At 70.6% G+C, this 12,473-nt stretch carries 13 protein-coding genes, 1 tRNA gene and 3 pseudogenes; 9 read left to right on the plus strand and 8 right to left on the minus strand.

Translation table 11 applies throughout. The features are described 5' to 3' along the window. Positions 1 to 340: 340 nt before the first annotated feature. Positions 341 to 1,423, minus strand: a complete 1,083-nt coding sequence (locus tag SM452_RS14730) for an NAD-dependent epimerase/dehydratase family protein (protein WP_463840095.1) — start codon at positions 1,421 to 1,423, stop codon at positions 341 to 343. A gap of 37 nt (positions 1,424 to 1,460) precedes the next feature. Continuing rightward, a complete protein-coding gene (locus SM452_RS14735; protein WP_357211042.1) occupies positions 1,461 to 1,613 on the minus strand; it encodes a hypothetical protein in 153 nt (50 codons plus the stop codon). A gap of 183 nt (positions 1,614 to 1,796) precedes the next feature. Here SM452_RS14735 and SM452_RS14740 point away from each other — a divergent pair, with 183 nt between their 5' ends. Continuing rightward, the gene (locus SM452_RS14740; RefSeq protein WP_262015638.1) at positions 1,797 to 2,165 is read left to right on the plus strand and encodes a DUF6223 family protein; all 369 of its coding nucleotides are present in this window, start codon (positions 1,797 to 1,799) and stop codon (positions 2,163 to 2,165) included. A 76-nt stretch (positions 2,166 to 2,241) separates the two neighbouring features. Here SM452_RS14740 and SM452_RS14745 read toward each other — a convergent pair whose 3' ends face one another. Together SM452_RS14745 and SM452_RS14750 are read right to left on the minus strand one after the other, a co-directional pair. After that, positions 2,242 to 2,904, minus strand: coding sequence for a response regulator (locus tag SM452_RS14745; RefSeq protein WP_463840096.1), 663 nt, complete (start codon positions 2,902 to 2,904; stop codon positions 2,242 to 2,244). After that, positions 2,901 to 4,067, minus strand: a complete 1,167-nt coding sequence (locus tag SM452_RS14750; RefSeq protein WP_463840097.1) for a sensor histidine kinase — start codon at positions 4,065 to 4,067, stop codon at positions 2,901 to 2,903. The genes SM452_RS14745 and SM452_RS14750 overlap by 4 nt, the downstream gene beginning before the upstream one ends. A gap of 130 nt (positions 4,068 to 4,197) precedes the next feature. Between SM452_RS14750 and SM452_RS14755 the strand changes: the two genes are divergently transcribed. Next, positions 4,198 to 4,269, plus strand: a tRNA-Lys gene (locus SM452_RS14755). A gap of 353 nt (positions 4,270 to 4,622) precedes the next feature. Here SM452_RS14755 and SM452_RS14760 read toward each other — a convergent pair. After that, positions 4,623 to 5,267 carry a TetR/AcrR family transcriptional regulator gene (locus SM452_RS14760; protein ID WP_262015671.1) on the minus strand — a complete coding sequence of 215 codons (645 nt, stop codon included), beginning with the start codon at positions 5,265 to 5,267 and terminating at the stop codon, positions 4,623 to 4,625. Between the two features lie 55 nt (positions 5,268 to 5,322). Between SM452_RS14760 and SM452_RS14765 the strand changes: the two genes are divergently transcribed. The 5 genes and pseudogenes from SM452_RS14765 (at position 5,323) to SM452_RS14785 (ending at position 8,630) form a co-directional block, all read left to right on the plus strand. Beyond that, entirely contained in the window at positions 5,323 to 5,616 is a 294-nt protein-coding gene (locus SM452_RS14765; protein WP_262015672.1) for a hypothetical protein, read from the plus strand. Beyond that, positions 5,616 to 6,551, plus strand: a complete 936-nt coding sequence (locus SM452_RS14770; protein ID WP_463840098.1) for a methyltransferase domain-containing protein — start codon at positions 5,616 to 5,618, stop codon at positions 6,549 to 6,551. Before SM452_RS14765 ends, SM452_RS14770 begins: the two co-directional genes overlap by 1 nt. An 11-nt stretch (positions 6,552 to 6,562) precedes the next feature. After that, positions 6,563 to 6,952, plus strand: a complete 390-nt coding sequence (locus SM452_RS14775) for a hypothetical protein (RefSeq protein ID WP_355514603.1) — start codon at positions 6,563 to 6,565, stop codon at positions 6,950 to 6,952. A gap of 629 nt (positions 6,953 to 7,581) precedes the next feature. Beyond that, complete coding sequence (locus SM452_RS14780; RefSeq protein ID WP_262015675.1) at positions 7,582 to 7,953, plus strand: hypothetical protein; 372 nt, start codon at positions 7,582 to 7,584, stop codon at positions 7,951 to 7,953. Between the two features lie 109 nt (positions 7,954 to 8,062). Further along, positions 8,063 to 8,630: pseudogene (locus tag SM452_RS14785) on the plus strand (NUDIX hydrolase). Here SM452_RS14785 and SM452_RS14790 read toward each other — a convergent pair. Continuing rightward, positions 8,631 to 9,122 (minus strand): annotated as a pseudogene (locus SM452_RS14790) (XRE family transcriptional regulator); the annotation flags it as partial. Positions 9,123 to 9,153: 31 nt separating this feature from the next. On the opposite strand from SM452_RS14790, the pseudogene SM452_RS14795 reads away from it, so the two are divergent. Continuing rightward, positions 9,154 to 9,442: pseudogene (locus SM452_RS14795) on the plus strand (hypothetical protein). 192 nt (positions 9,443 to 9,634) lie between these two features. Next, on the plus strand, positions 9,635 to 10,153 hold the full coding sequence (locus tag SM452_RS14800; RefSeq protein ID WP_463840099.1) for a cupin domain-containing protein: 519 nt from the start codon (positions 9,635 to 9,637) through the stop codon (positions 10,151 to 10,153). An 83-nt stretch (positions 10,154 to 10,236) separates the two neighbouring features. On the opposite strand, the gene SM452_RS14805 is transcribed toward SM452_RS14800, so the two are convergent. Both SM452_RS14805 and SM452_RS14810 read right to left on the minus strand, forming a co-directional pair. Next, complete coding sequence (locus SM452_RS14805) at positions 10,237 to 11,721, minus strand: endo-1,4-beta-xylanase (protein WP_463840100.1); 1,485 nt, start codon at positions 11,719 to 11,721, stop codon at positions 10,237 to 10,239. Between the two features lie 289 nt (positions 11,722 to 12,010). Next, entirely contained in the window at positions 12,011 to 12,442 is a 432-nt protein-coding gene (locus tag SM452_RS14810) for a winged helix-turn-helix transcriptional regulator (RefSeq protein WP_463840101.1), read from the minus strand. Positions 12,443 to 12,473 lie beyond the last annotated feature (31 nt).

Below are 12,473 nucleotides of genomic sequence, written 5' to 3' on the forward strand. Positions count from 1 at the left end.
CTCATGATCGCCGCCTGAGCACCCGGCCTGCGCACGCCGCTCCCACCCCACCCTGTCGATCATGAAGTTGACGGCTCCGTCATCGGCGTGTCGCCCCGCCAACTTCATGATCACCGAGCAATCCCCGCCTGGAGAGTGGCCGCTCCGCCCTCGCGCTCTCGCGCCTACCCCCCTTGGCTCGGTGATCAAGGGGTTTGTGTCCTGGTTGATCTCTGCGCGCGACACAAACTCCTTGATCAACAGGGCGAGGGCGGGATAGGGCGAGGCGGGGTGGCGGCGAGATAGGGCGAGGGCGGGGTGGCCCGAGGCTGGAGCCGGGTCGGGCAGGCGAAGGGTGGGGTCAGTAGGGGTTGGGGTGGCCGGGGAGGTGGCCTCTGGTCAGGGCGGCGGGCCGGCCGGGGAGCGTCGGGTCCGGGGACATCGGTGGGGAGTCGGTGCCGGCCCGAGCGGCCATCCCGGCGAACAGCTCCTTCAGGGCGGTCACCGTGTCGACGCTCGGGCTCCACCCGAGTTCGGTCTCGGCGCGGTGGCTGGACATCAGCGGCACGTTCAGCGCCAGGTCGACCCACCCGGTGTCGACCGGTTGCAGCCGCGCCCGCCAGGTAAGCGCCGCCGCGGCCCGCAGCACCGGCACCGCCACCGGCAGCGTCCAGCCGTGGAAGTGCCGGGCCACCAGCTCCGGCGTCAGCACCGGGTCGGCCGCCACGTTGAAGGCGCCGCTCGCATCCCCGACAACCGCTCGGGCGTACGCGTCCGCCACGTCGTCGGCGTGCACCGCCTGCATCCGGAGTCGCCGGTTCGACGGCACCAGTGGAATCCGGCCGTACCGCAGCAGGCGCACCGGCACCAGTGGGCCGAGGAAGTAGCGGCTGATCTCCGTACCGGCCTCCCGCTGGAAGATCAGCCCCGGCCGCAGCCGTACCACGCGCAGGTTCGGGTGCTCCCGCTGCACGCCGTCGAGTAGTGCCTCCACCTCCGCCTTGTCCCGGCTGTACGACGACGTCTCCACCCCGGTCGCCGGCCAGTTCTCGCTGACCGGCTGGTTCTTCGGGCCGGGCGCGTAGGTGCCGACAGATGAGGCGTACACGAGGGCCGGAACGCCGACCCGGACGGCGGCCTCGATCACCGCGCGGCTGCCGCCGACGTTGGTCCGGTGGAGCGTGCGGCGGTCGTGGCTGGGCTGGATCTGCCAGGCCAGGTGCACTACCGCCCGCGCCCCGGCGAAGATCCGCACGAGCTGGTCGGCGGCACCCGGTGCACCGATGTCGCAGGAGTGCCACTCCACGTCGTCGTACGGTTCACCGGCGTCCGGTCCGGGCAGCCGCCGGGCCACGCCGACCAGTTCGGTGCCCGCCTCCCGCCGCAGCCGGCGCAACACTGCCGTCCCCACGTTGCCGGTCGCCCCCACGATCACGATGCGCATGACGGGTGCGGTACCCGCTGAACCGGGCAGCAACCGCTCACGGACGGGGGTTCGTGCTCAGCGGCAGCCCGCACAGCGTCTGGTTCCGGCCCGGCAGCCAGGCGTGCACCTCACCGCCCGGCCGGCGTACGCCGTCGTCGCCCGGCACCTCGCGGGACGCCGCCACGGCGGCGGTGGTCGTGACTCGCATGGTCGCCCAGGTTCCCCGGCCGCCGCCGTTCACGCCCGGCAACGACAACCCCTGGAGTACGCGGGCGCAGCGCGTACTCCAGGGGTGGTAGCCCGATCGACGACTCCGGGGCGACGACCGGCGGCGATGCCCGTCCATACGCTGCCGCCGTCACCACTTGCCGCGACCCGAGGGAGTCCCAGAATGTCCATGCACCTGCTCGCCGGCGCAGTCGCCCCGGCCGCGCACACCTCGCTCGCCGCCGGGGGCATCGGCGGCTCTGGCCGGGTCGGCGCCACAGTCTTCGCCGTGGTGGCCCTGGCCAGCGTGGTCGTCGGCGGACTGGCCCTGAGCCGGTCCGGTCGCGGGCCGGGCGAGGGGCGCGTCCAGGCCCTGGTGGCTGCCGCGGCGGGAGTGATCGGCCTGGTCCTCAGCGCGTGGCATCTGGCGCTGACCACCGAGGGTCTCGGCAGCGGCCAGGGCCGGGCCGGCGCGGTCGCCGGGGTGGCGTTCGGGCTGATCGGGGCGGTGCTGGGCGGGGTGGCGCTGGCCCGTTCCCGGCGCACCGCCTGACCGGGTCGCTCGTTCCGTCCCGGCGGCTCGCGTCGGCCCGGTCGCTCGCGTCAGCCGCGTCGGCCCGGCGGCTCGTTCAGGAGGCGGTGAGCCAGCCGGGCACGGTCAGCCCCGACTCGTACGCGAGCACCACGAGCTGAGCCCGGTCCCGTACCCGCGTCTTGGTCATGATCCGGCTGACGTGCGTCTTCGCGGTGGCCGGGCTCAGCACGAGCCGGGCCGCGATCTCGTCGTTCGACAGGCCGGCGGCGACCAGGGCGAGCACCTCCCGCTCCCGCTCGGTGAGCGCGTTCAGCCTGGGGCCCGGGTCCGGATGCCGGGTCCGGGCGGCGAACTCGGCGATCAGCCGGCGGGTGACGGCCGGGGCGATCAACGCGTCGCCCCGCGCCACCACCCGTACGCCGTGGATCAGCTCCGCCGGCTCGGTGTCCTTGACCAGGAAGCCACTCGCGCCGGCCCGCAACGCGCCGTAGATGTAGTCGTCCAGGTCGAAGGTGGTCAGGATGATCACCCGGGCGGCGGTGCCGGCGACGATCTCCCGGGTGGCGGCCAGCCCGTCCAGCAGCGGCATCCGGATGTCCATGAGGACGACGTCCGGCCGTAGTTCCCGCGTCAGCCGTACCGCCGTGGCGCCGTCTGCAGCCTCACCGACCACCTCGATGCCGTCCTCGCCGTCGAGGATGGAGCGGAAGCCCGCGCGTACCAAAGTCTGGTCGTCGGCGAGCAGCAACCGGATCATGTCTTCTCCCCCAGTTCCGCGCGTGGCGCCGGGACCGGCAGCGGCGCGGGCCGCAGCGGAAGGCGGGCCCGCACCAGGAACCCACCGTCCGGCCCGGGCCCGGTGGTGAGCGAGCCGCCCAGCGCCCGGGCCCGCTCGCCCATGCCGAGGATCCCGTTGCCGGGCGTTGTGTCGTGCGGGCCCGTGGGGCCGGCGCCGTCGTCCGCCACCTCCACCAGCACCTCGTCGCCGTCCGGCACGACCCGGACCACCGCCGAGGTCGCGCCCGCGTGACGACTCACGTTGGTGAGCGCCTCCTGGACGATCCGGTACGCGGACAGGTCCACCTCCGGCGGGAGCGGCCCGGTCTCCGTCACCTCGGTACGCACCGTCAACCCGCGCCGCCCGGCCCCCGTGACCAGCTCGTCGAGGCGGTCCAGGCCGGGTGCGGGCCGGCTCGGCGTCGTACCCTCCTGCCGGAGCACGCCGAGCGCCGCCCGCAGCTCGCGCAGCGTCTCCCGGCTCGTCTGCTTGATCACCGTGAGCGCCTCCGCGGACCGCTCCGGATCGGGCCGGTGCAACGCGGCGCTCGCCTGCACGCTGATCAGCGACAGGTGGTGGCCGAGCAGGTCGTGCAGCTCGCGGGCGATCCGTAGCCGCTCCTCGGTGGCCCGGTGGCGGGCCTCCTCCTCCTTGCGCTGCTCTGCGGCGAGCACCCGGGCCTGCACCTCGGCGAGATAGGCCCGCCGGTTACGGGTCACGCCGACGATGACCGCGACGAGCCAGCCGGCGTGCAGCAGCGTCGCGCCGTTCCCGCTGACCCCGGTCCGGGTGTAGCTGTCGGCGACGGCGAACGATACGACAGAGGCCAGGCCGAGCCCCACCGCGACCGCGAGGTACCCCTCGTCGACGACCGTGTACAGCGCCAGGACGAACACCAGCATGATCGGCCCGGGGCGGTGCAGCAGAGCCCCGTACGCGGCGACAGCGGCGAGCGCCACGACGCCCACAGTCACCGGGTATCGCCGGCGCAGGTAGAGCGCACCGGAGGAGGCCAGGACGACGGGCAGCGCCACGAACTCGGCTGTGGTGTCGATGCCCTCCGACTGCACCACCAGGCCGAGCAGGGCTACCAGGGCGACGAGTGGCACCAGAGCGGACCGCGCCCAGCGCCAGCTCGACATTGTCGAAGCGTAGCGGTCCGCGGACGCAGCGGAGGGCCCGAAGCGGCGCCGTGGCGGTGTCGGCGCGTGGTCGGAGGGTCGATGCGCGACGCACGCCGGGCTGATCGGCTTCGGGTAACCTGTGCCGTGCGGGCCGCTAGCTCAATGGCAGAGCTGTGGACTTTTAATCCATAGGTTCAGGGTTCGAGTCCCTGGCGGCCCACCGGAACGGATACCCAAACGGCGGGGCGCAGGGTCACAAGAACGCAGGCCACGGCCGATATCCTGGCCGCGCGGCCACGCCCGGCTCTTGGGAGTCGCGGGTCAGTTCTGGCCGGGACCGGCGATGGGCAGTCCTGCTTTGTTTCCTTGGCGCACTCGAGCAGTCGCCGGTCGTAGGTGACCAAGGCGATGAGTGCCCGTCCGAACTCGTTGGTCAGCACTTGGGCGGCGGCCAAGTGGATGGCGTCGAGGCTGCGAAGCGTCGGCTCAGCGAACGCGGCCTGCGGTCGCGCGGATCGTACTGTCGATCTCCAGTCGGAAAGGCGGCCAGAGGTGTGAGCCGGAGCCGGTCCGCTATTCGCCGCCGGCGATGGTGGCGCCGCTGACGGTGTCCACGTACCACCGCTGGTACTCCTCCAGCGGCCATCCGCGTTGTCGGACGAGCCAGTCGAAGTTGCGGACGTCCTGGGCCAGCCAGAGGATGTCGGCCACCTGCTCGACGTCCAGGTCGGGGCGGAGTGCTCCCGTGCCGACGAGTTCTGCGGCGAACATGGCCATGCCGCGGCGGCGCTCTTCGATGTTCTTGCGCCAGACCTCGGCGGCGTCTGGGTCGGCCGTGGCCGCTCCGGCCAACGCGAGCATCACCTGGGCCTGCCGGGCGTTGACCTCCACCAGATGGCGGGCGTAGCGGGCGAGCTTGGCGCGGGGGTGGGCGAGCGCGCGGATCTCGGCGACGAAGGGTCGGTCCGGCAGGGCTACCGGTTCATCGTCGCCGGCCAGGGTGACGTCAACCAGATCGGAGAGTAGTTGCCGCTTGCTGCCGAACAGCGCGTACACCGTCTGGACCGCGACGCCGGCCTCCGCGGCGACGGCGGTCAACGGCGTGGCCGCGTATCCGGGGTCGACGAACAGCCGGCTGGCCGCTTCGAGGATCGCCTGTCGGGTCTGTCGGGACTGTTCCTTCCGCCGGGACGAGTCATAGCGCCTCTTGACAACCACACCGCGAGTGTAGTGCTCTATTGGATAGATGCTAACTCTATTGAAAGAGGCGGCCATGCCGTTCGGTGTGTTGCAGGAGATGCCCGGTGTCAGCGAGGCGGAGTACCGGCAGGTGGAGCGACACCTCGGACCGGACCGACCGCCGGGACTCGTCGCGCATGTCGCCGGCCCGACCGCGGGCGGCTGGCGGATCATCAACATCTGGCAGGACGAAGATGCGTTCCGCCGGTTCCAGTCGGAACGGCTGGTCCGGGCTGCCGGCCTGGCGGCGCAGGAGGACGGCTTCGATCCAACCAAGGCGGCCAGTTTCCGATCGATGAGCGTCGACGGCACCGAGATGCCGTTCTGATGGCCGACACCGTCACGTTGCAGGCCCGCAGCGCCGCTTTCTGGACGGGTGCGGCAGCCGGCTGGATCCGGCACGCCGATCGGCAGGACGAGGTCGGTCGACCGCTGGGCGCACCGGCCATGGATCGATTGGCCGCACGGCCGGCCGAACGGATCCTTGATGTGGGCTGCGGCTGCGGCGGCACCACGGCCGAGATCGCCGCGGCGGTCGGCGATACCGGCGCGGCGATCGGTATCGACATCGCCGAGGCGATGGTGGCCGCCGCTCGGCAACGGTTCCCTCCGGACCGGTACCCGAGTGTCCGGTTCCGCACGGCCGACATCGAGACCCTCGATGTGGTCCCGGGGGCACCGTTCGACGCGGCGTACTCGCGAATGACCCTGATGCTGTTGGCGGATCCTATTGCCGGCTGCACCGCGATCCGGCGATCACTGCGCCCGGGAGGGCGCCTCGCCGCCACCGTCTTCCGCGACGGCAGCGTCAACCCGTGGCTGTTCGCGGCGATGCTCGGCGCGGCACCGCACCTCGGGCCGCTACCACCGCTACCGGTGGGTGACGAGCCCGGTCCGTTCTCCTTCGCCGACCCGGCACGGCTCGCCCGGGTCCTCAGCGTCGCCGGCTTCACCGCCGTCACGATCACGCCGCATGACATCACTATGGACGCTCCGGACGATGCCGATGCGGTGGCCGAATGGCTTATCGAGGTCGGCGCCGCCGGTGCGGCGTACCGGGCTGCGCCGCCGGCTGGGCAGGCTTCGGCCCGAGCGGGGGCGGTCCGGCTGCTCGAACGGTTTCGTGAACCTGGCGTCGGCTACCGACTGCCCGCCGGCCTGTGGCTCCTCTCTGCTGTCGCCGTCAGGGCTGACAAACCATCCGCCGCGGGCTGTCCGCCGGTCACCCACCACCGACAACCACGTCAGGACGAGAACCGATGAGAACGATCCGAATGCTCGCGCCGATCCTCTGTGTGGTGATCGCCCTGACGGCGTGTGCCGACGCGGGCGCGCCCGAGCCCTCCGGGGCCGCTGCGCCAGGCACCCCCGCAGCAGCCGACGCCGCGTCCAGCACCGCCGGGTCCACTCCGGCCAGCGGCTCGGCGCCGGTGTCGGCGAAGGAGGTGTGTGCCTACCTCGACGGACAGTTGCCGACCCTGAAAGGGATCGGGTCCGAGACGGGCACGATGGCCAACCTCACCGTGAACCTCTACTCGTGGTACGAGAAGCAGGGTGCCGTGCCGACTGGCCGTCAGATCGACGACCAGACCCGGCAGGAATGTCCGGCGACCCGGACCAAGGTGCTCGAACTCGCCGGTATGGAGAGCTTCGAACGGCTGTAGCCGCTGGGATCGGGCCGCGCCCGATCGGCGTCCGGTCGCCGGAACCGCCGTCGGGCGGCGCCGCGGTCGGGCGGCGCCGCGGTCGGGCGGCGCCGCGGTCGGGCGGCGCCGCGGTCGAAGACGCCTACCGCCCGCCCGGAGACCGGCTGGGGTGCCGAGAGTGGCCGGCAGAGGGCGGGCGCTGGCTGCTCGGACGCCTCGTTGAGTAGTCACGCTGTCGCGAGCCGGGTCGGCGAGTCTCCCTCGACCCGGCGCTCAAGGCCCGCTACAGCAAGGCCCCTCCCTTCCGGAGGAGCACCGCGAGCGCTGAGCGCCCGATTGCCGATCATCTTCGACCAAGGTGGCGACCTCCGCCGGATCGCCCAAGCTCCGCCGGGGTCGCGGTTGATCAGCCTCCTGATCTGCGCGAACGTAGCGGTAGTAGTTCACCAGCGATGGTGGCGTTGCGGTTCGCATGGTGATGCCTCCGGCCCACTCCCCACAGTTCAGCGGCCCCGACCGGGGTCGCTGTTGGCATGATCGGGGGCGGTACAGCAGCGAAGTGCATCAGTGAACCAACCGCCAGCCCGACCTCCGTGTCGGGGGTGCTCTCCGAAGCGGCAGCGGACCGAACAGCTGGAGGGTAGGCGATGACGGACGGACCGCTCGTGCGCAATTCGCGGCTGCTCGGCCTGTTCGTCGAGATCGTTCGAGGACCCGAAGGGACCCTGCGGGCAGTCGAGACCGCCGGCCGTGGCATCACGGCAGAGGCACGCTGCACACTGGCCGTGGCCGCAGACAAGATGGCCACCGACTCCGGCAGTCCGGCCGAGGCGCGTCAGAGAAGCCACGACTGCGCCGACCGACTCGTCGAACTTGGTGCCATCGAAGATGACCTGAGCGACTTGTGGTCCCGCCGCCGAGGAGGCGAGCTTGAGGAGGCCGCGTTTGAGGCTAGCCTCCTGCGAATCGTCATGCGCCTGGAGGCGTGGCCGCGATCTTGGCCGCGCCTGTCAGCCTGATGAGCAGGGTTCGTACATCCGGCGCGGAGGAAGGGGCGGTCGGGACCGAGTCGAGTCGGCAGGGCACCGCTCGACAGCGTTCCGGTGCCACCGGTCGGATACTGGCCGGGTGACGGAGGAACTGACTGACAGGTCGACGCGGTGGACGATTCATGGTGAGCGGGTTGTCGACGGCAGCCGGCGCTCCCAGTTGAGCATCGCGGACGTGGAGCTTCCAGACGGGATCCGCTTCGAGCAGTACGTGATCCGGGCGCCCCGATCGGCCATGGTTGCTGTACTCGACGGCCAGGAGCGCCTGCTTCTGATGCGACGGCACCGGTTTGTCTTCGACCGGTGGGTGTGGGAGCTGCCCGGCGGCTACGTCGACGAGGGCGAGGGTCCGGCAAGGTGCGCAGTCCGGGAGGTCGAGGAGGAGACCGGGTGGCGTCCCGAGGCAGTAGAACCATTGCTGTCGTTTCAGCCGTGGGTGGCGACCGCGGACGCGGAGAAACTTGCTGTTCCTCGCCCGCGAGGCGGAGCACATCGGCGCCCCGGTGGACGTCAACGAGACCGAGCGGGTGGCCTGGATTCCACTGGAAGAGGCGCGGCGACTCGTGTCCGAGGGTGAGATCATGGGTGCCGGCACAGTGATCGCGGTGCTGGAATTGGTGGCACGGAAGGCCCGGGGTGAGCTGTAGTCAGCGCCGCTGGCCGAGTGCCGCGTCGACCCGGGTGATGAACTGCCGTACCGCTGGCGTACGGCGGTGAGGTGTCAGACCGGTTTGCAGGTCGCGCACGTAACGGACGGCACGGGCCGACCGTAGCTGCGTGGCGAGGTTGAGGGCTTCGGTGCCGATGGCGCTGGCACGTTCCGGCTCGCCGTAACGAGCGTAGACGCTGGCCAGTAGGGCGAGGTTGAACGCCTTCCCGCGCACGTAACGCTCGTCCATCTTCAGTGAGCGAGCGGCGAAGCGCTCGGCTCGACGGTGTTGACCGAGCGCGTGAAAGCAATGGCCGAACTTGGCTGACAGGTACGCCTCGTCGAAGTAGCCGAGCCATTGCGGGTCGCTGCTGCGGTCGGCGCGGTCGAGGGCTTGCTCTGCTTGATGAAGCGCGGCGGCGCAGTCGCGTTCGTGAAGGGCGACAGCATGGGCGTGGGCTTCCATGACCAGTGCTTCCGCGGTCAGCACCGATCACCGCCCGCTTTCTGGAGGGTGTGCGGTGACCACCCACGGCCCGGTCATGCCGGTCTGGAGCTGTGGCGGCTGCGACCTGCCCTGGCCCTGTCCCACACAAGCGGGAACTGCGCGCGGAGTATGCCGACGCCCCGGTGTCGCTGGCTCTCTACCTCGGCTCCTACCTCGTGCAAGCCACCGAGGACATGCCCTGGACGCCGGCCGGCGTGCTGCACCGCCGTTTTCTCGGCTGGACGCGGGAAACGGCTCTACCGAAGCCAGGAGTACGGAACACTGACTCGTCCGCGTCACCGATGACGCGGAGGGAACGATGACTCGATCCGGCCAGGAGCCCGTGATGAGCGCCGGCGGGAGGCGAGTCGAGGGAAACCGAGTACCTCCTTCGCAACCCGAGCAACGCCGCCGAGCGGAGCCCGACAGTGACAGCCGGGAGCGCCAGGTTTAGCGGCTTGCCGGATGGCTATGAGGGGGATCGATCCGCAGACCGACGATCGAGGAGAGAACCGATGGCCAGCGGTGCGATCCCGTCCGACGATCCGACCCGTACCCTCGTCCACGCCCGCCCCGACGACCCCGCCCTCTCCCACCTCGCCATCGCGGGCGGCACCTACACGATCCTGGTCACCGGCGAGCAGACGGCCGGCCGGTACTGCCTGATCGACATGCGGGTTCCGCCCGGCGGTGGGCCGCCTCCGCACCGGCACGACTTCGAGGAGATGTTCACGGTGCTCGACGGGGCGGTGGAGTTCACGTTCCGGGGCGAGCGGACCGTCGCGCGGGCCGGGGACACGATCAACATTCCGGCGAACGCGCCGCACTTCTTCCGCAACTCGTTCGACCAGCCCGCGCGGCTGCTCTGCATGTGCACGCCGGCCGGGCAGGACGAGTATTTCCTGCGGGTGGGCGATCGGGTGGACGGTCCCACCTCGCCGCCGCCGGCTCTCACCGACGAGGAGCAGGCCGAGCGCCGGGACCGGGCCGCCGCGTTGGCCGCCGACTACCGCACGGAGTTGCTGATCGGCTGACACCGGCAGCACGCGAGCACCACGCAAACGGCTCACCGCCGTGGCCGAGACCACGACGGTGAGCCGGTTGCCGTACGAGGAGGTCAGCTCGTCGCGACGAGCTGGAACCGCTGGTTGGCCTGGCCGTTGCAGTCGTAGATCTGCACCTGCTGGCCGTTGCCGGTGCCCCAGACGTCGAGGCAGCGCCCGGACTGGGCTCCGGTGATGGTGCCGTTGGAGTTGACGTTCCACTGCTGGTTCGTCTGTCCGTTGCAGCTGTAGATCTGGACGGCCGAGCCGTTGCCGGAGCCGGCGGCGTCCAGGCACATCGAGCCGTACACGGTCAGTTGCCGGCTGGAGGTGTAGGTCCACCGCTGGTTGGTCTGGCCGTGGCAGTCGTAGAGCTGCACCCGGGTGCCGTTGCTCTGCGAGGAGTTCGGCACGTCGATGCACCGGCCGGACTGGCTGCCGACGATTCGGCTCGCGCCGTTGGTCGGGGGCGGCGTGGTCGGCCCGCCGGTCGGCGACACGGTTGGCGACACGGTCGGCGACACGGTCGTGGTCGGCGTGGGGCTGGGCGACGCGGCGTTGAGGACGTTGAGGACCGAGTTGTACGCGGCCTTCTTGTTGCCTCCGCCGTCGAACAGCAGCGGGCTCTCGTTCGAGCGCCACGAGTCGCTGTCCCGCACGCCCCACACCGTGATGCCGATACAGCGCGGCACGTTGATGCACGCCTGAGTCAGCCCGGCGTACTGGCTGGTCGAGGAGTTGGTCACGTCGACCTCGGTCAGCGCCACGTCCACACCCAGCGCGGCGAAGTTCTGCAGCGTGGTCTGGAAGTTGCCCGGCAACGAGCTACCGCCGGTGAAGTGGGTCTGCAGACCCACGCAGTCGATCGGCACACCCCGGGACTTGAAGTCCCGGATCATGTTGTACACACCCTGGGTCTTGCCGTACGACCAGTTCTCGATGTTGTAGTCGTTGTAGCAGAGCTTCGTCGACGGGTCGGCCGCCCTGGCGGTGCGGAACGCGACCTCGATCCAGTCGTTGCCGGTGCCCTGGAGGTTGGAGCTGCGGCGGCTGCCGTCCTCGTTGAACGCCTCGTTGACCACGTCCCACGCGGCGAGCTTGCCCCGGTAGTGGGCCATCACGCCGTTGATGTGGTCGATCATCGCCTGACGCAGGTTGCTGCCGTTCAGGCTCTGCATCCAGCCGGGCTGCTGCGCGTGCCAGGCCAGAGTGTGGCCGCGGACCTGGAGACCGCGCTGGGTCGCCCAGTTGTAGATCTGGTCGCCGGAGGAGAAGTTGAACTGACCCCGCTGGGGCTGCAGCGCTTCCGGCTTCATCTCGTTCTCGGCCGTGATCATGTTGAATTCACGTGCCGCGATGGTGCTGTACGTGGAGTCGCCCAGCCGGTTCGCCGCGATGGCGGTGCCGAAGTAGCGGCCCGACTGTGCCGCGGCGGCACCGAGCGTGCTCGCCGCCGCCTGGGCCAGGCTGGGCACCACGAGCGCGGCACCGGCAAGTGCCAGCGCGCTGGTGACGGCGGCCAGCACCACGCGGTGGCTGCGCCTCGGTAGATGTTTCATGACACTCCTCTGCATATCGGACGATGATGCGCTGGCGATGCCCGGCTGGACGCGGGTGGGAGCCGGCGGTGCGCCCACCCCCGCGTCACTGCCCTGAAACTTTTCGAAGATGTACCGGTAACTTCCTTGGGAAGATATCCGCGACGGCACGATCGGTCAATGTCGATGTCAACGCGAACATGGACTCGACCGGCTGATCAGCGCGGGAGTCCACAGATGTGCGTGAGAACGATGCGCGACGAGAGCCGCGGCGAGGACCGAAAGTTTCGGAAAATACCGGCGCGACCGGTCAGCGATCGACCGCGGCGTCGTACCGCTCGCGGTTGGCGTGCACCTCGTCCATGTGCGCCTCGGCCCACACCTTGATGCCGTACGTCAAGCGGTGCAGCGACAGGCCCAGGTCGGTCAGCTCGTAGGTGACAGTCACCGGCACGCTCGGCGTCACGGTGCGGGTGACCAGACCGTCGCGTTCCAGTGAGCGCAACGTCTGGGTGAGCATCTTCTGGCTGACCCCGGCCAGCCGGCGGGACAGCTCGGAGTAGCGCATGACCTGCGGCTCCGCGTGGTGATCGGGGCCGTCGCGGCCGAGCGCGGCCAGGATCAGCGCCACCCACTTGTCGGAGATCCGGTCCAGAAGTTGCCGGCTCGGGCATTCGGCGAGGAACGCGTCGTACTCGGCCCGCGCCTGCGCCCGCTTCTGCGCCGCCGTCTGCGTCGGCATCGTCCGCGCCTCCCACCCCGGGGTACCCAAC

This window comes from Micromonospora sp. SYSU B005 (assembly GCF_055362685.1).